20 protein-coding genes and 1 pseudogene are annotated in these 18,807 nt (G+C 58.7%); 9 read left to right on the top strand and 12 right to left on the bottom strand.

Going from position 1 to position 18,807, the window contains the following annotated elements; genetic code table 11:
- Nucleotides 1-20 precede the first annotated feature (20 nt).
- On the top strand, nucleotides 21-851 hold the full coding sequence (locus ODQ19_RS18865) for an undecaprenyl-diphosphate phosphatase (protein ID WP_034127341.1): 831 nt from the start codon (nucleotides 21-23) through the stop codon (nucleotides 849-851).
- A complete protein-coding gene (locus tag ODQ19_RS18860; protein ID WP_032892008.1) occupies nucleotides 848-1,231 on the top strand; it encodes a DUF1294 domain-containing protein in 384 nt (127 codons plus the stop codon). Before ODQ19_RS18865 ends, ODQ19_RS18860 begins: the two co-directional genes overlap by 4 nt.
- Here the strand turns inward: ODQ19_RS18860 and ODQ19_RS18855 are convergent.
- Together ODQ19_RS18855 and ODQ19_RS18850 are read right to left on the bottom strand one after the other, a co-directional pair.
- The gene (locus tag ODQ19_RS18855) at nucleotides 1,220-1,576 is read right to left on the bottom strand and encodes an MmcQ/YjbR family DNA-binding protein (RefSeq protein ID WP_034127343.1); all 357 of its coding nucleotides are present in this window, start codon (nucleotides 1,574-1,576) and stop codon (nucleotides 1,220-1,222) included. The two genes, ODQ19_RS18860 and ODQ19_RS18855, sit on opposite strands and share 12 nt — an antisense overlap.
- Nucleotides 1,573-2,481: a LysR substrate-binding domain-containing protein gene (locus tag ODQ19_RS18850; RefSeq protein WP_105226753.1), complete on the bottom strand. Its 909-nt coding sequence runs from the start codon at nucleotides 2,479-2,481 to the stop codon at nucleotides 1,573-1,575. Before ODQ19_RS18850 ends, ODQ19_RS18855 begins: the two co-directional genes overlap by 4 nt.
- Nucleotides 2,482-2,606: 125 nt before the next feature.
- On the opposite strand from ODQ19_RS18850, the gene ODQ19_RS18845 reads away from it, so the two are divergent.
- Both ODQ19_RS18845 and ODQ19_RS18840 read left to right on the top strand, forming a co-directional pair.
- A complete protein-coding gene (locus tag ODQ19_RS18845; protein ID WP_116668706.1) occupies nucleotides 2,607-3,218 on the top strand; it encodes an FMN-dependent NADH-azoreductase in 612 nt (203 codons plus the stop codon).
- 191 nt (nucleotides 3,219-3,409) lie between these two features.
- On the top strand, nucleotides 3,410-4,447 hold the full coding sequence (locus tag ODQ19_RS18840) for an alpha/beta hydrolase family protein (RefSeq protein ID WP_330210904.1): 1,038 nt from the start codon (nucleotides 3,410-3,412) through the stop codon (nucleotides 4,445-4,447).
- Here the strand turns inward: ODQ19_RS18840 and ODQ19_RS18835 are convergent.
- From ODQ19_RS18835 to ODQ19_RS18800, 8 genes are all read right to left on the bottom strand, one after another.
- Complete coding sequence (locus ODQ19_RS18835; protein WP_330210903.1) at nucleotides 4,441-5,613, bottom strand: MFS transporter; 1,173 nt, start codon at nucleotides 5,611-5,613, stop codon at nucleotides 4,441-4,443. The genes ODQ19_RS18840 and ODQ19_RS18835 overlap by 7 nt on opposite strands.
- Before the next feature lie 420 nt (nucleotides 5,614-6,033).
- Nucleotides 6,034-7,620, bottom strand: coding sequence for an ABC-F family ATPase (locus tag ODQ19_RS18830; protein ID WP_330210902.1), 1,587 nt, complete (start codon nucleotides 7,618-7,620; stop codon nucleotides 6,034-6,036).
- Between the two features lie 20 nt (nucleotides 7,621-7,640).
- Nucleotides 7,641-8,834 carry a tyrosine-type recombinase/integrase gene (locus tag ODQ19_RS18825; protein WP_330210901.1) on the bottom strand — a complete coding sequence of 398 codons (1,194 nt, stop codon included), beginning with the start codon at nucleotides 8,832-8,834 and terminating at the stop codon, nucleotides 7,641-7,643.
- 284 nt (nucleotides 8,835-9,118) lie between these two features.
- Nucleotides 9,119-9,586 carry a hypothetical protein gene (locus tag ODQ19_RS18820; RefSeq protein ID WP_330210900.1) on the bottom strand — a complete coding sequence of 156 codons (468 nt, stop codon included), beginning with the start codon at nucleotides 9,584-9,586 and terminating at the stop codon, nucleotides 9,119-9,121.
- Nucleotides 9,587-9,606: 20 nt separating this feature from the next.
- Nucleotides 9,607-9,963, bottom strand: a complete 357-nt coding sequence (locus ODQ19_RS18815; RefSeq protein ID WP_330210899.1) for a pyocin activator PrtN family protein — start codon at nucleotides 9,961-9,963, stop codon at nucleotides 9,607-9,609.
- Between the two features lie 158 nt (nucleotides 9,964-10,121).
- A complete protein-coding gene (locus ODQ19_RS18810; RefSeq protein WP_008086765.1) occupies nucleotides 10,122-10,403 on the bottom strand; it encodes a phage antirepressor KilAC domain-containing protein in 282 nt (93 codons plus the stop codon).
- Between the two features lie 9 nt (nucleotides 10,404-10,412).
- Nucleotides 10,413-11,003 (bottom strand): hypothetical protein, encoded by a 591-nt coding sequence (locus ODQ19_RS18805; protein ID WP_204894537.1) that lies wholly within the window; start codon nucleotides 11,001-11,003, stop codon nucleotides 10,413-10,415.
- Nucleotides 11,004-11,257: 254 nt separating this feature from the next.
- Nucleotides 11,258-12,040, bottom strand: a complete 783-nt coding sequence (locus tag ODQ19_RS18800) for a S24 family peptidase (RefSeq protein ID WP_108224734.1) — start codon at nucleotides 12,038-12,040, stop codon at nucleotides 11,258-11,260.
- Between the two features lie 662 nt (nucleotides 12,041-12,702).
- Between ODQ19_RS18800 and ODQ19_RS18795 the strand changes: the two genes are divergently transcribed.
- The 5 genes and pseudogenes from ODQ19_RS18795 to ODQ19_RS18775 all read left to right on the top strand — a co-directional run.
- The gene (locus tag ODQ19_RS18795; protein WP_009049401.1) at nucleotides 12,703-13,221 is read left to right on the top strand and encodes a phage regulatory CII family protein; all 519 of its coding nucleotides are present in this window, start codon (nucleotides 12,703-12,705) and stop codon (nucleotides 13,219-13,221) included.
- Nucleotides 13,214-13,438, top strand: coding sequence for a TraR/DksA family transcriptional regulator (locus ODQ19_RS18790; RefSeq protein WP_008080171.1), 225 nt, complete (start codon nucleotides 13,214-13,216; stop codon nucleotides 13,436-13,438). Before ODQ19_RS18795 ends, ODQ19_RS18790 begins: the two co-directional genes overlap by 8 nt.
- On the top strand, nucleotides 13,428-15,647 hold the full coding sequence (locus ODQ19_RS18785) for a VapE domain-containing protein (RefSeq protein WP_330210898.1): 2,220 nt from the start codon (nucleotides 13,428-13,430) through the stop codon (nucleotides 15,645-15,647). The genes ODQ19_RS18790 and ODQ19_RS18785 overlap by 11 nt, the downstream gene beginning before the upstream one ends.
- Nucleotides 15,640-15,999, top strand: a complete 360-nt coding sequence (locus ODQ19_RS18780) for a PA0613 family protein (RefSeq protein ID WP_103366964.1) — start codon at nucleotides 15,640-15,642, stop codon at nucleotides 15,997-15,999. The genes ODQ19_RS18785 and ODQ19_RS18780 overlap by 8 nt, the downstream gene beginning before the upstream one ends.
- 529 nt (nucleotides 16,000-16,528) lie before the next feature.
- Nucleotides 16,529-16,852, top strand: a pseudogene (locus tag ODQ19_RS18775) (phage holin family protein); the annotation flags it as partial.
- A 387-nt stretch (nucleotides 16,853-17,239) separates the two neighbouring features.
- On the opposite strand, the gene ODQ19_RS18770 reads toward ODQ19_RS18775, so the two are convergent.
- On the bottom strand, nucleotides 17,240-17,464 hold the full coding sequence (locus ODQ19_RS18770) for a hypothetical protein (protein ID WP_330210897.1): 225 nt from the start codon (nucleotides 17,462-17,464) through the stop codon (nucleotides 17,240-17,242).
- 249 nt (nucleotides 17,465-17,713) lie between these two features.
- Nucleotides 17,714-18,661: a hypothetical protein gene (locus ODQ19_RS18765; RefSeq protein WP_330210896.1), complete on the bottom strand. Its 948-nt coding sequence runs from the start codon at nucleotides 18,659-18,661 to the stop codon at nucleotides 17,714-17,716.
- Nucleotides 18,662-18,807 lie beyond the last annotated feature (146 nt).

The following is an 18,807-nucleotide window of genomic DNA, read 5'->3' as shown; positions in this document are numbered from 1 at the left end:
GCATGACCTTTGGAGACAGCATGGATTTTTGGACCGCCATACAGGCATTGATTCTCGGCATCGTCGAGGGGCTTACGGAGTTCTTGCCGATCTCCAGCACTGGCCACCAGATCATCGTCGCCGACCTGATCAATTTTGGCGGCGAGCGTTTCGAAGCCTTCAACATCATCATCCAGCTCGGCGCGATACTGGCGGTAGTCTGGGAGTTTCGGCGCAAGATCTTTGACGTGGTCATCGGCCTGCCGACCCAGCCCCAAGCCAGGCGTTTCACGGTCAACCTGATCATTGCCGTATTGCCCGCGGTGGTACTCGGGGTGATCTTCGCCGATCTGATCAAGCACTACCTGTTCAACCCGATCACCGTGGCCACGGCGCTGGTGGTGGGGGGCGTGATCATGTTGTGGGCTGAACGCCGCCAGCATGCGGTGCGGGCTGAGACAGTCGATGACATCACCTGGAAAGACGCCCTGAAAGTCGGCCTGGCCCAGTGCCTGGCCATGATCCCCGGCACTTCGCGTTCTGGTGCGACGATCATCGGCGGCCTGTTGTTTGGCCTGTCGCGCAAGACGGCCACCGAGTTCTCGTTCTTCCTGGCGATGCCAACCATGGTCGGTGCGGCGGTGTACTCGGGCTATAAATACCGTGACCTGTTCCAGCCCGCGGACCTGCCGGTGTTCGCCATTGGCTTTGTCACCTCGTTCATCTTCGCGATGATTGCGGTCAAGGCCCTGCTCAAGTTCATCGCCAGCCACAGCTACGCGGCGTTTGCCTGGTACCGGATCGCCTTCGGCCTGGTGATCCTCGCGACCTGGCAGTTCGGCTGGATCGACTGGACTGCGGTCAAGCCATGAGTATCCAGCACCCACGCCTGAAGGCGCTGATCTTCGTACTGCTGTGTGCCGCGCCGCTGCTGGGCTCGGCGTTGCTGTGGTATCGCGGTGAAACAGTGATCCCGTTGATGGCCTATGGCGTGGTCAGCGTGGTGGCGTTCTTCCTGTACTGGAGCGACAAGCGCAAGGCGCAGACCGAAGGCTGGCGTACCCCGGAAAACATCCTGCATGCGGTGGAGCTGGCCGGCGGTTGGCCGGGGGCGTTGATTGCCCAGCAGGTGTTCCGGCACAAGACGCGCAAGGTGTCTTACCAGGTGTTGTTCTGGGTGATTGTGCTGTTGCACCAGGTGTTCTGGCTGGACCAGCTGTTCCTCGGCGGCACCTTGCTGTCAATCCTCTAGCCGCAAGCCAATCTGCGTGCGCTTGGGCAGTTTGCTGACCACCAACTGGTGGGAGCGCTGCAACAAGCCACGCAGTTCCTCTGCGCCCAAAGGGTAGGGCGTGTTCATGATGACCCACTGCGCCCTCGCCAGGTAAGGCGCCGGGTGAATGCCCGGCCGGTCGACGTGGCCCAGGAACAATTCTTTGTCGACCTTGAAGGCCAGCGACTCCCCGCGCAGGTTCTGCAAGGCGAACATCTTGTTGCCGGCAATCGAAAACACCCGCACGCCACCCCATTTATAGTCTTCCCGTGCGCCTGGCAGGCTCAGGCAAAAACGTGCGACTTGTTCTTCTGTCATGCTCATAACAGCCGATCTCCACAGCCTTTGAAGCCTTCTTCCAGATAGTCGATCCAGGCCCGGATGGCCGGCAGCACCCCGCGCCGGTGCGGGTATACGGCCTGCAACCAGCCGCCCGGCAACGACCACTCCGGTAGCAATTGCACCAGGCGGCCATTAGCCAGTTCTTCTTCGCAGTACATCATTGGCAGCACCGTAAAGCCCACGCCCATCATTGCGCTGGCCTTGCGCACGATAAAGTCTTCGATGCCCAGGCGCGCCTCCATCACTAGCTCGTGCATGTTGCCCTGCGGGTCGATGATGCGTTGGTGCACCATTCGGTCCGCCTCGAGTGCGCCAAGGATTGGCAACTGCTTGAGGTCTTCCAGGGTTTCGACCCGCCGCTCACGCATGAAAACGGGGCTGGCCACCAGCACGGTATGCGCCTGGCGCAGGCGTTTGGTGACCAGCAACGGGTCTTCGTCGCCCAGTTCGCGTACGCGCAGCGCCACGTCAATGCCTTCGGCCACCAGGTCGACGCGGCGATTCACCAGGGTCATGTCCAACTGCACCAACGGGTGCGCGGCCAAAAAACCGGCTACCAGCTCCGGCAGGATCTGCTGGGCCAGGCCCACCGGGCAACTGACCCGCAGCCGCCCACGCGGCTCGCTGGACATGCTGGCCACGGCCTCGTCGGCCATTTCCGCTTCCAGCAGCATGGCCTGGCAGTGGCGCAAGTAGCGCTCGCCCACCGCGGTGAGCGTCAGTTGTCGGGTGGTGCGTTGCAGCAGGCGTGCACCCAGGCGGTCTTCCAGCTCGGCAATGCGCCGAGACAGCCTGGATTTGGGAATCCCGAGCAACCGGCCAGCCGCAGCAAAACCGCCGGCTTCGACGACTTTGGCGAAATAGTAGAGGTCGTTGAGGTCTTGCATGGTGGGCCTATTGTCCTGTCAGTGGGACAAACTATCGCATTTCAGGTGGCTTATCGACCATTGGTTTCATGCGTAGCATCACCACCATCTGATCGCCACTGTCGATCCCACCTCGGAGATCCATCATGAAACTCTTGCACATCGATTCCAGCATCCTCGGCGACAACTCGGCCTCCCGTCAGCTCAGCGCCGGTGTGGTCAAGGCGTGGCAAGCCGCCCAGCCGGGTGTGGAAGTGACCTACCGCGACCTCGCCAGCGAAAGCATCAACCATTTCTCCGGCGCTACTCTGGGTGCATTGGGCACTGCCGCTGAACTGCGCGATGCGGCGCAAAAGCACGAGGCTGAACTGAGTGCATCGTCGCTGGCTGAGTTTCTCGCCGCCGACGCTGTGGTGGTGGGTGCGCCGATGTACAACTTCACCATCCCAACCCAATTGAAAGCCTGGATCGACCGCATTGCAGTTGCCGGCCAGACCTTCCGTTATTCCGAAGCAGGCCCTGAAGGCCTGTGCGGCAACAAGAAAGTCATTATTGTTTCCACCGCCGGTGGCCTGCATGCCGACCAAGCCTCGGGCGCAGCCCACGAAGGTTACTTGAAGCTGCTGTTCGGCTTCCTGGGCATCACCGACATTGAGATCGTTCGTGCTGAAGGCCTGGCCTACGGTGATGAAGTGCGCAGCAAAGCCATGAGCGACGCCAACGTGCGCATCAACGAGCAACTGTTCGCCGCTGCGTAAGGCTTATGTAAATTTGCCCTGTCCTCGGTTTCATTCTGAAACCGAGCGCCTAAACTCTGTATTCTGATCGCCTGAACGCGAGCGGAGTACGGAGTTTTTTCGTTGTGGCCCAGGTTATGCAGACATCCATTCGATACCCTGGACTTTTTATTCGACAGGCCGGTTCTTGTGCAGCAAAGGTGGACATCCCCATGATGCGTCTTTGTGCTGTTTTGGTTCTTTCCCTGATTGGCGGCCTGGTTTCAGTGCACGCTGCGCCGGCACCGCACCCGCATTGGAGTGTGGGGTTTCATCGCATGAGTTTTCTCGACCCGCTGGATGCGCAGCCGATGAAAGCCATCGCGTTCTACCCCTCCACCGATGCGGAGCGCACCACCGCCTTGGGCGCCTACCATGTGGCGGCCAGCGAAGATGCCAAGGTGGCGATCGGGCGTTTCCCGATGTTGATGTTGTCCCACGGCAATACCGGCACCCCGCTGGCCCTGCATGACCTGGCCACCGCCTTGGCGCGCAAGGGCTTTGTGGTGGTGGCGGTGCTGCATCCCGGTGACAACTACAAGGACCACAGCCGCCTGGGCACCGTGAGCAATTTATATGGGCGGCCGATCCAGATCTCCCAGGCGATCACCGCCGCCTTGGCCGAGCCGATGCTGTCGCCCTTTGTCGATATCGATCAGATCGGCGTCATCGGTTATTCCGCCGGTGGCGAGACAGCATTGATTCTGGCGGGCGCCAAGCCGGATTTCGAACGTCTGCGTCGCTACTGCCACGAACGCCCCGAAGACCGCGACGCGTGCACCACCAAGGGCGAGTTGGTGGTCGATCGCGAAGACCTGCAACCCCAGGCCGACCCGCGCATCCATGCGTTAATGCTGATGGCGCCGCTGAGCTTGATGTTCGGCCGCCACACCCTGGCGGACGTGCATGTGCCGGTGCTGCTCTACAGTGGCGATGGCGACCAGTTGGTGGCCGTGGACAAGAACGCCGCCGCCCTGGCGCGCAAGCTGCCGCAGCCACCGGATTTCAAACTGTTGGCCGGGGCCGGGCACTTCGTGTTCATGGCGCCGTGTGACAGCGATCAACTGGCGAGCATGCCAGCCATTTGCACGGATGCCGATGGCGTCGACCGCGAAGGCATCCACCGCGATCTGGTCTCTGAGGCCGGGCGTTTTTTCAGCCATACCCTGGGCGAGGCCACGCGCGCCGGCTTGCAGACCGCTGATCAGTAGGCTCGGCGCTTGAGCAGTACGGTCAGGCCGAGCGCGCTGACCGACAGCAACGCCGCGCAGAAGAAGATCCAGCCATAGCCGAGGTTCAATGCCACGGCGCCCATCAACGGCCCGGCAATCGCCAGTGCCAGGTCGAAAAACACCGCATACGCACTCAGCCCCGCACCGCGGCTGCTGTCCGGCACTTGCTTAATAGCTTCCACGCCGAGCGCCGGGTAAACCAGCGACAAACCAAAACCGGTCAACCCTGCGCCGATCAAGGCCACGCCGGTAGACGGCGCAAGCCACAACAGCGTCAGGCCCAGGGTTTCGATCAGCATGCAGGCGATGGCGGCGGTGAACCCGCCAAACCGGCTGATGGCTGAGATAAACACCAGGCGCGAGAGAATAAAACACACGCCAAATACCGTCAGGCAATACGCTGCACCGGCCCAGCCACGATTCAGGTAATACAGGGTGATGAAGGTCGTCAGCGTGCCGTAGCCAATCGAGGCCAGGCACAGGCTGGCGCCGAATGGTGCGATTCGCCCGAACACCGCCCAGAACGGCAGCCGTTCTCCGCGCACCACCGGCACCGACGGTTTATTGCGGATCAGCACCAGGCCCAACGCCGCCAGCACCGCCAGAGCAATACCCAGGCTGGTGTAGCCATAATCAGCCACCATCACCACACCCAGTGGCGCACCAATGGCAATGGCGCCATAGGAGGCGATGCCATTCCAGGAAATCGAGCGTGCGGTGTGCTCGGCGCCCACCGCGCCCATGCACCAACTGATGGTCCCCACGCCAATCAGGCCCTGGGCCACGCCCAGTAATAGGCGACCGGCGATCAGAATACCCAGGCTCAAGCTGGGCAGACTTTCCAGCAGTGTGGCGATAAAGGTCAGTACACCGCTGATCAGAATACCGGCCAGGCCCAGCACGATCGCACGTTTGGTACCGACGTTATCCGACATCCGCCCAGCCATCGGACGGCTGAGCAGTGTAGCCAGGTACTGAGAACCGATGGTCACCCCGGCCACCACGGCGCTGAAGCCCAGTTGCTCGTGCACATAGCCTGGAATCACCGCAATCGGCAGGCCGATGCAGATAAAGGCTATGAAGGTGTAGAAGACGATGGAAACGATCTGCAGGGTGATCGACAGGGAGGAGGGGGCGGCAGGCATGAATAGTCAATCGCTGGCGGGCGGTACAGCATCATGGCATATCCCGCCTGCCTGTAGGAGCGAGGGGGCGCCTACAGAGACCCCTGTGGGAGCGGGCTTGCCCGCGAAGGCGGTGTGTCAGTCACTGCATCTTTAACTGAACCACCGCTATCGCAGGCAAACCAGCTCCCACACTGGTTATGTATTGCCTATAAAATCAGCGTCTGGCACCGATTCCCTGTGGGAGCGGGCTTGCTCGCGAAGGCTGCTTGTCAGTCACTGCATCTTTAACTGAACCACCGCTATCGCAGGCAAGCCAGTTTCCACACTGTTCATGCATCGCCCATAAAATCAGCGCCCGGCACAGTGCGGATGCAAAAAGCCCTGTCACAGGGACAGGGCTTTTTCTTGCAGCTTGTAGCTTGCAGCTAAGTGCGGCTCTTAGAACACCACACCCTGGCTGCGCAGGTAGTCGTCATAGGTGCCGCTGAAGTCGATCACGCCGCTAGGGCTCAACTCGATAATGCGGGTGGCCAGGGACGATACGAACTCACGGTCGTGGCTGACGAAGATCAGCGTGCCCGGGTAGTTCTCCAGCGCCAGGTTCAGCGCCTCGATGGATTCCATATCCAAGTGGTTGGTCGGTTCGTCCATGATCAATACGTTCGGCTTTTGCAGGATCAGCTTGCCGAACAGCATGCGACCTTGTTCGCCACCGGAGATCACTTTGACCGATTTCTGGATTTCGTCGTTGGAGAACAACATGCGGCCCAGGGTGCCACGAATCATTTGCTCGCCTTGGGTCCACTGGCCCATCCAGTCGAACAGGCTCACGTCGTCTTCGAAGTCGTGAGCGTGGTCCTGGGCGTAGTAGCCCAGCTCGGCGGCGTCGGTCCACTTGATGCTGCCGGCGTCCGGGGTCAGTTCGTTGACCAGGGTGCGCAGCAGGGTGGTTTTGCCGATACCGTTAGGGCCGATGATCGCCACGCGCTCGCCCGCTTCAACCTGGAAGCTGAAGTCCTTGAACAGCGGCTTGCCGTCAAAACTTTTGGCCATCTTTTCGACCATGACCGCCTGGCGGTGCAGCTTTTTGTTCTGCTCGAAACGGATGAACGGGCTCACACGGCTCGATGGCTTGACCTCGGCCAGCTGGATCTTGTCGATCGCCTTGGCACGGGAGGTGGCCTGCTTGGCTTTGGAGGCGTTGGCCGAGAAGCGGCTGACGAAGGATTGCAGTTCGGAGATCTGCGCTTTCTTCTTGGCGTTGTCCGACAGCAATTGCTCGCGGGACTGGGTCGCCACGGTCATGTACTCGTCGTAGTTGCCGGGGAACAGGCGCAGCTCGCCGTAGTCCAGGTCAGCCATGTGGGTGCACACGCTGTTCAGGAAGTGACGGTCGTGAGAGATGATGATCATCAGGCTGGAGCGCTGGGTGAGGATGTTTTCCAGCCAGCGGATGGTGTTGATGTCCAAGTGGTTGGTCGGTTCGTCGAGCAACAGCACTTCAGGATCCGAGAACAGCGCCTGGGCCAGCAATACGCGCAGCTTCCAGCCTGGGGACACTTCACTCATCGGGCCGAAATGCTGTTCCAGGGGAATACCCAGGCCCAGCAGCAGCTCACCGGCGCGGGATTCGGCGGTGTAGCCATCCATTTCGGCGAACTCGGTTTCCAGCTCGGCCACGGCCATGCCGTCTTCTTCACTCATTTCCGGCAGCGAGTAGATACGGTCGCGCTCGGCCTTGACCTTCCACAGCTCCTCGTGGCCCATGATCACGGTGTCGAGCACGGTGAATTCTTCATAGGCGAACTGGTCCTGGCGCAGTTTACCCAGGCGCACATTCGGCTCGAGCATGACCTGGCCGCCGGACGGGTCGAGGTCGCCACCGAGGATTTTCATGAAGGTCGACTTGCCGCAACCGTTGGCACCGATCAAACCATAGCGGTTGCCGGCGCCGAACTTGACCGAGACGTTCTCGAAGAGCGGCTTGGCGCCGAACTGCATGGTGATGTTAGCTGTGGAGATCAATTACCTTACCTATCAATGGGTTAGAGCTGGTCTTTTTTGCCTGATACCGATTTGATACCAATCTGGAGCTTTTCCAGCTCCCCCCAGTCTGAGCTTGAGTTGAGCCAACGCGCATACGTCGTCAGCAACATTTGGACGCTGTGGCCGAGCTGCTGAGCGATGAATGCGGGGTTCATGTTGGACATTAAGCATATTGTCGCATAAGTATGACGGCAGTTGTACGGCGGCCGATGAGGCAGCGCTAAAGCCTTCAGCGCTGGCCTCCACTGTTTGTGCAGGTCCGACGTCTGTTTGATGTACTCGCTGTTCTTCGAAGGCGGGAACACGTAGGGCGTTGTTTTGATCTTGCCGATGCCGTTTGCACGACGCTCTGCGTATTGACGGGCGAACTCGAGCGCGTGCAGCGCTCGTTCATTCAGCAGAACAAAGCGGACCTTGTTGGTCTTGGTTCGCTCCTCGACGAGGCCAAGCGCTACGGTGCGGCAGACATGTACCTGGCGTTTCACCAGGTCGACAGCATCCCAGCGCAACGCCGCGACCTCCGACAGCCGAAGCCCCGTGAAGAATGCGAACTCAAAGAATGCGGCATAGATCCCGCTGGGCCAGTGCGTTGTCTGGTACAGGTGGGCAATGATGCGGTTCGCTTCATCCAAGGAGAACGGGCTGATCTCCTTTCGCGATCGCTTGGGTCGGTCTATCGTCGCGGCCGGGTTCTTCTTGATCAATTCTTCAGCTACTGCTGCTTCCAGAATCGTCGACAGTTTGACCAGGGCGTTACGCCGAACACCTGGCGATGTCCACTCCGTGGCCGCAATGATGCGGCGAAGGAGTGTGGTGGTGATTTGATCTATGCGGATCAATGCCAGTGGCGGAATCCAGTACAGATTCAGTGCACCTTTGTAGTTGTTGCGCGTGCCGGTTGTGATGACTCGACCATCAAGCCAAAGCTGCGCGTATTCGTGAAAGGTTGGAATGCTGTTCAGCAGAACGGCCGAGCCGGGGAACAGCTCGGCGTACTTGGTATCATCCAGGAGACCGAGCTTGATCAGGCTTTTTACTTGATCGCGTAGTTGGGATGCAGCTTTAATGCCTTTCTGCGTCGCGGGGTAGGGGAGCGTTTCGCATCTGCGGACCCCGTTCCAAGTAAAACGAATCCTGAGGGATTTGCGGAAGAGTTCCACTCCACTGGGCAAATCCATTGTGCTTCTTGCCATTCCTCGTACCTTCTTTTGCTATACATAATGCGATGTCCCTGCTTGTTCCAGACCCCTTCAGGTATCTGTTTGCGTGCGCGGCGCGTCGCAAGAGCCCTAGACGAAATGCCTAGGAAATGGGCCATAACTTCCTCCGACACCTTATCTACGTCAGGGTGAGGTACGGATTCCAAACTGCTATTAGTCATTTCCTTAACCCTCCCTTCGGTGTGAGTTAGATGCTTCTTCCAATGAGCTCGGGGCCGGACGTTCCGTCCGTTGCGTCTGAGGGAAAAGTAACCACATCACGTAGCCTCCACAGTAAATTGGTTGGCGGTGCCGAGTGGTTGTCTTACTAAGCTGCCCTGGATTCCTGTTTGCAGCTGCGCAGCCATTGCAAGTGCCTGTTCGCGCAGTGATCGGGCATCACGCTCGAGCTTCTTGCCGGTACGAAAGGCGCTAAAAGTTTCGGCGGCGATCCGCAGCAACTCGCCGATGGCAACCAGCGTCTGGTGCTCGGCCGGGCCAAAGAGGGGGGGTGCTTCAAGTCGTTTGCAGGTTTGTGCCAAGCGAGTGTGATCGGCCCGGATGAACTGCAGGGAGGCCCGAAGCTCGCGGATGGTTTTGGCGCTTGCGGCGCGTTGGATGTCTTCACCCTCGCGCAGGCCGGTCTCCAGGCCATCGCTGCGGCCTATGATGTAACCGCCCCAGAGCAGCACGGCGGCCAGAGCTATCAGGATGATCAGTGCACCGATTTGTATTGTGGTCATCATGTGGTGTGCTCCTAGGATTGTCATCGGCTGGTGGTGACAGCCGTCAGTGGTGTGGGGGCCGTTTGGCGTTGGCCGTCCTGCTGGCGTTGCATGTCTTCATCAGCCTTGTAGGCGCGGATGTCGATCAGCGAGGCAACATGGCGGATGTGCGCGTACTTCAGCGCCTTGCGGCTGGTATCCAGCGTGGTTATGGGAAGCTGGATCCGGCCGCTGTTGATCTCCGTCACGAACGACTGCTCGTTGAGATTGCGAAAGTACTGCTCGCGGACTTTTTCTAGCGGGATCAGGACGTCACCGAAGATTCGATAGAGCAGTTCGACGGTGGCCGATTCAGGCGCCGGATGAAGGCGAAGCGGGTTCTGTGCAGCGTTACTCATGGACTTGTCGAGCCTCCTTGCGTTGTTGTCGTGCCGGGTGGTTCCAGGCGTTCAGGCAGTGGCGTCTGGTCAGCTCGCGCAGATGTTCGGGCACTTCGAGGAGCGCGGCGTTGCGCTCCTCGCGTGTGCGCATGGCAACGATCTGGCGGGCGTACTCCCTAGGCCACGTCACGGCGATCTGCCGGGATGGCAGGAAGATCGATGTCCAACTGCTCGGCCAGCCAGCGGATGCCGGCTTGCATGACGCGGGTCGACTGGCTGTACTGCATTCCGCATTTTTCGTCATACCAGGGGCTGTCCTTGACACGCAGGTACGCTTTGTCGCGCTTCGGGTTCGCTGGCAGGTTTCCCTTGAGCAAACCTTTTTCCCGCATGAGAGCGATCAGTTTGGGACGAGTGAGGCCGAGTTGTGTGGCTGCTTGGGCGAGGGTGCGTTCCATATCTCTCTCCTATGCTGCGTGCGCAGCTGGAGTGGCCGCTGCAGCAAGGTGATTAATGGACTCAATGACCTTTGCGTAGATCTCGGCATCGGAGTCATACAAGGTGAAGCAGCGCGTATGCGGACTCTTGTTGCCGATGCTCAAGATCGCGGTGACGCCGCGGCGTGTATGAGTACGATGCAGCGCCACATGCAGCGGAAGTTCAAAACCCATGTCGAGGCTCAGCACGCCGCCGGTGTGCACCAGTTCGAACAAGCGCTGCTTGTCCTGGGCTTCAAAGCGACCGTATTGACGATCGGCATGTGGGAGATGCACCAGATCGCTGGAGTTGCTCGCGTCGAACGGACCGTTGGCAATCTCTTCAATAAAGTCTGCCAGTTTGAGGTGCATCTTCTTGTCGTTTGGCAGGGTCAGCGTGTGGCGTTCGCTGCCCAGCTCCACGACAAAAGTGCTTACCACTGCGCCGCGCTCAGCCTTGAGACGGAATGCCAGGCATTCACGCTTCGGTGCTGTGCGCAGGACGTGGTTGAAGGTCTCGGTTAGGTTGACCTGGGCGTTAAGCAACTGCAGCGTGCGGTTGTCGATCTTGTACTTGATCATGCTGCGTGCCCTCCACCGTTCGGATCGATAGGAGAGGGCTGGCAAGACTTGGCGACAAGCTTTGGTTTGCTGTTATGAATGACGACCAGACAGCCCGTGGCGAGCTGCAGCTGTTCGATCAGTTTGCGATTGCTGACGCATGCAGGATGGACATGTAGGGATGCGGTGGCGCGCATGGTGATGCCTCACTGTGGTTGGAGAGTGAGGCAGGTAAACAATCTGTTTGGTTTTTGGTCAACACATTTTGTTTGGTGTCAGATCAGAGAGGGGCCTTTCAATGGACGTATTGATGACCACCAAAATATGCGGCCAAGAATTACCACCCGTTGAGCCATGATCTGATCGAAGTCATAGTCTTCGTCAGCGTATTCCTGTGAATTGAAGCTCCTCATCTTGATGCCGTTGGCAGTACGTTGAAGAAACTTAATCCGAAAATGCCCGTCGTGGTCGATTGCGTACATTTCGCCATCGACGATTCGCGTCATTCCCGTATCAATGCCGACTGTCGCTCCCGAAAGAATCAGTGGGTGATTACTGTTCCCGCTGTTGGTGGCAAATACAGCGTTTGAGGGATCTACTCCGCAAGTCCTCATCGTAGCTCGTGAAAAACGAAGCTTGGGTCCAGCGATCTCCTGAACCTCTGTACGCGCAACCTTTCCAGGTCCAGAGGATAACTCCACTTCCTTGTACAACCTTAGCTCCACCTCGTCATTGTCTATTGGTGTTTCTGAGTCCCAAGGAGCCATTGGCTCCAGCACGTAAAGCGGCGAATCGTTAGCAGCCGGGCGTAATGGGTTTCGCTCAGTGCTCTTGGTCCGCATTGGTACATCTTTCCCTTCTAGCCACTCGCGCTCCACGACAAGTGTCAGCGCAACTTCGCCGACCATGTACGCGGGGACGCCCCTAGCTTTCCAGTTCGTGATGTTCTGGTCGTTCTCGAGATCGAGAATTCGAGCGAGCTGGGCCCCCGTCAATCCGGAGTCTTCGAGCGCTTCACGGAAGCGTTGGCCTTTGAGGTTTTGCGTTTGTTTACTCATAAACAGAATGTTACAGCGCTTGCATTCAGATGATAACAAACGTAATGCCTGGTCTTGCCGTTCAATTTGTTTGGTATGGATAACGTCATGAGTACACCTGCTCAGATATTCGATTTAGTACTGCAGGTTGCTGAGGCCTCCGGCAAAAGCCCTTCCCAGCTTTCGCGAGAGTGCAAAATCAGCCCTCAGAGATTCTTTAATTGGCGTCGGCGAGGTATTCCAGTCGCACAGGTTCGACATCTATCGAAAGCACTTTCTGGAGCGCTGCTACCTCATCAGCTTAGGCCGGATTTACCCGAGATATTCCCAGCCGAATCCGACGTTGAAATATAAGCTGCATAGAAAAAAGGCGACCCAAGGGTCGCCCAGTTTCTCCCGATAGCATCACCACAATGCTATCGGGTCGCGATGTCAGAAGGCGAGCACACCACATGCCGCCGACCTTCATCGCGTTTCCAAGGCTCGGAAGCCTTGGTGTTGCTGCCGTTCTTACCACAGAGCTGGCAGCTGTTGCGCCAGGGGTGAACAACGGATTGTTCGCCCCGGCACGGTGCCGGTGTTGGTCTTACGAACCTAGCCGGCGTTTGGGCCTCTCCAGACCACGCGGCAAATGTATCACCAACTTCTGTCGCGCGGCACTGGCAACTTTTAGGATTAATGCCATGAGCCGTATCGCTCTGAGTTCTCTGGAACGGGCGCAGCGGGAAATCCTGCCGCTCGATTTAGCGCTGTACCACGCCGCTCGCGATTACCCGGGCGGCGCTGCTGCCATTGCAGCCACCACTGGCCGTAACCCGACCACGCTGCAGCACAAATTGTCGCCGACCCATCCGAGCCACTCCATCAATATTCAGGAGTTCGGCGAGATCCTCGAACTGACCAAGGATCGCCGCATTCTCGATGCGGTGCATGCGCTGGTCGGTGACACGATCTGGCAGGAGCTGGCCGACACCTACACCAACGACATGCCCGAGACCCTGACCACGGGGATCGCCGAATACTTCCGTCAGGTCGCCGACTTGGCCGAGACCTGGGCCAAGAGCATCGGCGACGGTGTGGTGACTGATCAGGAACTGGCGGCGATTCGCCTGCAGGTGTTCCGGGGTATTCAAGGTCTGCTGGGTTTGTTCAACCGCGCCACCTACGTCAACCAGACGACGCGAGGTGCTGACCGTGGCTGACATCGCCGATTTCGCTAACGACCTGGTGCAGGAACGCATCGATCAGGCCATGGCGGCGCGCAGCGCTGCCAAAGCCGAAAGCGCTGCCCATTCCTTGCTGTTCTGTGAAGCCTGTGACGATCCGATCCCGGAAGCACGCCGCCTGGCTCAACCGGGTTGCTCGCAATGCATCAGCTGCCAGTCCCTCTCTGAGCGGGGGATTCAGCATGCTCGATGAAGTGTTGGGGCAATTCGCCGATTACGGTCTGGAGCCGGCGCAACCGCTGGTGTTCGGCAAGCTGACCCGCTGCAAGACTTCGCAGGACAAGGGCAAGGAAAAGAACGGCTGGTACGTGGTCCACGAGCAGCGCACGGAGAAGGGCGACACGCTGATCTTCGGCGCTTTCGGTGACTGGCGTTCGGGCGAGACGCAGAAGATCAAGGTCAAGGCCGGGCGCATGTCGCCGGAAGAGCGCGAAGTGATGCGCGCTCGCCAGGAAGAAGCCAAGCGCCGCGCCGCCGAAATCGCAAGTAACGCTGCGCGGCGGGCCGCGAAAAGGGCGCAGGGTTTATTCGAGCGCATGCCGACCACAGGCCGTAGCGACTACCTAGACCGCAAGCAGATCGTTGGTATCAAGGTGCGTTACGCGCCGCGTACCGGTGCGGTGCTGGTCCCGATGAACAATGCCCGTGATCAGATCATGGGCCTGCAGGTGATCTTCCCGGACAAGCAGGAAGATACCGGCCGTGACAAATCCTACTGGCCATACGGGATGGCGAAGGAGGGCACCTTTCACCTGCTCGGTCCGCACCCGGTACCGGGTGAACCGGTGCTGGTGTGTGAGGGTTACGCCACCGGCGCCAGCCTGCACATGGCGACATCGCTGGCCGTGGCCGTAGCCTTCGATGCCGGTAACTTGCTGGCCGTGTGCAAGGTCATGCGCGAACGCTTCGCCGGCTGCCCGCTGATCATCTGCCGCGACGATGACTGGAAGACCACCAAGCCCAACGGCGATGCCTGGAATCCAGGTGAGGAGAAGGCGAGCAACGCCGCGTTGATCGTCGGTGCCCAGGTCGTTGCGCCGATCTTCTCTGTCGAGCGTCACGAGAAGTGGACCGACTTCAACGATCTGCACGTCGCCGAAGGCCTCGACGCGGTTCGCCGACAAGTGCTCGCTGTGGTCCGCCCACCCGCTGCCGGTGGCTGGAAAGATCAACTGGCCCGCAGTGAAAGCGGCGCCTTGATCGCGCACATGCAGAACGTCGAACTGATCCTCGCTCACGACGAGCGCTGGGCCGGGGTGATCAGCTACTGCGCTTTCAGCTCGAAGATCGTCAAGCTGCGTGCGGCGCCTTATGGCGGTGGCACCGGGGAGTGGGCCGACATCGACGACGTGCGCGTCATGAAGTGGCTCGCACAGCAGTACAACCTGCGTGTGAAGTCCTCGCACGTGATCGAAGCGGTCAGCGTCGTGGCCCACGACCACGCGTTTCACCCGGTGCGTGAGTACCTGAAAAAACTCGAATGGGATCGCGTGCCGCGCCTCGAGCGGTGGCTGACGGACGTCATGGGCGTGAAGGCAACCGACTACACGTCCAAGGTCGGCAAACGCTGGATGATTTCGGCTGTGGCGCGAGTGATGAAGCCCGGCTGCAAGGCTGACTCGGTCATGATCCTCGAAGGCGTACAAGGCGCCGGTAAGTCGACCGCGATGAGCGTGCTTGGCGGTGAGTGGTTCATGGACACGCCGTTTGCCCTTGGCGACAAGGACGGCTTCCAGGCGATTCGCGGCAAGTGGATCGTCGAGCTGGGCGAGCTGGACAGCTTCAACAAGGCCGAGAGCACCAAGGCCAAGCAGTTCTTCTCGGCGTCCACCGACACGTACCGCGAAAGCTATGGCCGCAGAACGTTGGACGTGCCACGCCAGTGTGTCTTCGTCGGTACCACCAACCAGAACGAGTACCTCAAGGACGCCACCGGCAACCGTCGTTATTGGCCGGTGGCCTGTACCAAGGTCGATGTGGCGTTGCTGCGCGAGATCCGCGACCAGTTGTGGGCCGAAGCGATGTTCTGCTTCGAGGCTGGCGACCTCTGGTGGGGAACGCGAGAGGAAGCGCCGATGTTCAGCGAGGAACAGGACGAACGCTTTGTGGTGGACGAATGGGAAACGCCAATCCTGACCTGGCTTGAAGAGTCGCAGATCGGCGAGACCACCACCGGTAGTGAGGTGATGAGTCAGGCGCTCAAGCTCGATCCCGGTCATTGGGGCAAACCCGAGCAGATGCGTGTGGGTGCGATTCTGCATCGACTGGGGTGGCGACGGTTTCGTTTGGGCGCCCTGAGCAAGAGCGGCCAGCGGCCGTGGGCGTACAAAAAGCCGGAGGGTTGGGGCAGGGCGCCTGCGCTGGAACAATCTGAGTTCGAGGAGCCGTGCTTCGATGATTAAGGCAATCGATATGGCCCTCAAGCAATGGGCGCAGGAGCTGCACAGCGATGAAGTGGCTGCCGGTTACTCGGGCGGCAACATGGTCGCGATGATGATGGAGAGCGGTGGTCAGCTTGTGCGCGGAAGGCGCGGGAGCAGGGTGCCGCTGGAGGCCTCCCTGGACATCGAGCGCATCGTCAAGAAACGCCTCGATCCTGAGTTGATGTCGGTGGTCCAGGTGCATTACTTCCAGCCTGATGCGCCTTTGACTGCGCGTCTGGCCGAGAGCGGCTGCACACGCAACCTCTACTACCAGCGCTTGCATGACGCTCACATCGTGGTCGAGCACTTCCTCCTGGGGGAAGCGGCTTGATCGTGGGCATTACTCTGGCTCACGCCGTCCCACTGGCCTGCCTCCGTCCCACCGCTTTTTGCGGTGGTGGGACGGGCGCAGGCCCCATCGTTGTTGGGATGTCCCACCGTCCCACCTTTTTCATGCCTCCCGCCCGTGTATGCGTAGCGGGGATCAATGCGCGTGTTCACGCGCACGCGTGTTTTTAAATATTCTCTCTATACACGAGAAAAGAAAGATAAAAGTAGGACGGTGGGGCAAAGCCCCAATCTGCGGAGCTTTCAGACGTCCCACCTTGTTTTGAGAAGGTGGGACGCATGGGACGCCAGAAAAGTAAAAGACAGCCGGGAAAGATATTCACCGACATTCGCCAGCCGTTCACCGGACGTAAGCTACACATTCACCGGATGGCATTAAAACGGTCTTGCTGCCACCAGAATCGACCTGTAAAAAGGGGCCATCTTCGATGGGTGCGACCGCAAAGCGCGGCAGGCCACCCACCACCTGACCCGGCCATTGCGCCGGGTCTTTTTGTTTAAGGGGCAGGGCAATGACGAACGAGCAACAGGCACTGGCAGAGATGCCGATCTGGTTGGTGATTGCCTTATCCCTGGTTGGTGGTGTGTCTGGCGAGATGTGGCGCGCCGACAAGGACGGGGCGCGAGGCTGGGCGTTACTGCGGCGTCTCGCACTTCGGTCCGGTGCCTGCATCGTCTGCGGCGTGTCAGCGATGATGTTGCTGTTCGGCGCAGGCCTGTCGATCTGGACGGCGGGCGCCTTGGGTTGCCTAACTGCAATGGCCGGTGCGGATGTCGCCATCGGGTTGTACGAACGCTGGGTGGCCAAGCGGCTGGACCTGAATGAGGCCGAACCGAAGGCATGTGCTGGGCAGGCCGGGTGGCGCTCCGATTTTACGGGTCCTCCCCAAGGGCCGCCCCCTACACGGGTTATCGAACTCGCGGAATCTCTCTAGCTGAAACCTTTGCAGGGATGTCCGTCTTTCCAAAGGGATGGGGGTAGGGCATGGCACTCGGATGCCGAGTCGATTGACCGGACCGGGCAGAAAACCGCCGGGGACCCTGTGGACTTTCGAAGGGTACGGGGTCGGAAACCCGCGGGATCGCGTTAGTGGCAGGCCCGCCAGCTTACTGAAATTTCAGTCATTGAAATATTGAAAGGACTTAGTGAAAACCGCCGAAAAGCTGGGCTCCGCTGCCTATGTAGCATCTTGTGATGCTGATCAAAACTGATGCGCATTGCTTTAGCAGTCAAGCATCGCATATCCGCGAGCAGTCAAGGCTTTTGAAAGCTCACGCAGTCTTTCTGCCTCGTTTTGCAGCAGGCCAATGATGTCGACGACATCCTTGGCCTCGGTGATAGTCAGTTTGCGTAAGATGCCTAACAGGTCAGTAGCACAGCTTTCACTCACCGAAGCCGATTCGATTAGTCTAAGCTGCAAAATTTGGATGTCATGTAAAGGATCCATCGAGTTGGCCTTCGTTGGGGGAGTCTTGATACTTGGTTGCTCACGATTCTCAGGGGCATGGCATGGCGAGGGGAGGCCAATAATATTGCTCTGAATTTGAAATAGGCAATCTCGACTCACGGTGTTGTGTTTTAGTGACTGTTACTCCGGTATTAACCTGGCCTGGTGTAACAGTATTCCCAGTTCGAACTTACCGCACAGTGAGTGTTTTAGTCAGGCTTTCTCCGAGTGCAGGCATATCCCAAATAACTATGAATCCGAATTTGATGATGCTGGGGACAGGGCAGTAACGGGAGAGGCATCGTTGATTAGGTGGATCAACTCACTTAGCTGCGCCTCGGCAATAATCAGTGAGGCAGCGCTTTTGCTCAACTCTTCCTCCCGTTGATCTAACATGGCTTCGCGGATAGTCAAGTCGCGGTCAAGACGCTCCTGCTCAAGCCGAGCACCATAGATCTCCTCGTGTTTGCTCTGCAGTGCCTCTTTATGGTTACTTAGGTTCGTCATGAGTGTCTGCAAGCTTTGTTCAATACGCGATACGGTATTTTGGGTCATTGGATCGGTTTCCTCGGATGCTTCCAGGGAGATAGTTGGCGCTACGTTGGTCATAACGGATGTCGGAGAAGCAGCGAGGTCATTTCGGGAGCTCTTGTTCAAGGGCGGAGAGGGAGCCTGACGATTGTTGTCTTCATATTGGTTCAGGAGGGTCAGTTTCGAGTAGTAGTCGGTGCACTCCAGTTCGATATGTATATCCGGTGTCGAAGTTTCCATGGTTTTTTGTATAAAGGGTCCTGCCGACGGTTGAAAATTCAGCAACTTTTCCACCCATGCTTCGTTAACCTTCAATGAACGATGGGTGTGTACATCTCCCGGAATAATGCGGGCATCTAGTAGATCAAGAATTTGATAGCTCCCATCTCTCATCCCGGATGCCGAAGCCAAGGCGTCGCTAATAATGCTTTTGAGGGTTTGTGCCGCCATCTTGAAGTCGATCGGGGACACGCAGGCCATGAGCAAGTCGTTCTGGTCATCACGCAATGAGGCTACATAGATCCGTGCCAGACCGCCGCCAAGCTTTTCATTGAGGCTGTAAACCACATACTTCCTGTCAGCCCCAGTCGCCGAAAAGCCGCACAACAAGACAGCGTTAAGCGGTTCACCATCGGAATTCGTAACGGTGATTGTTCTAAACTTCATGGTTTCGCGGCTCCGGGATTGGACGAAAATCTGGAATGACAGACCGCAAAGAATAGCGAGTGAGGGTGCTGTCCTATGTAGGACAAAGCGCCAACAGCCTCGGATAATTCATCGCGACCCACAGACTGATCTGGTATTCGCTTGCC

Source organism: Pseudomonas sp. AM4(2022) (genome assembly GCF_036346515.1).
GTDB classification, from domain to species: Bacteria; Pseudomonadota; Gammaproteobacteria; order Pseudomonadales; family Pseudomonadaceae; genus Aquipseudomonas; species Aquipseudomonas paracarnis.
The sequence above is the reverse complement of the archived record's forward strand: the minus strand, read 5'-3'. Positions and strand labels throughout refer to the sequence as shown.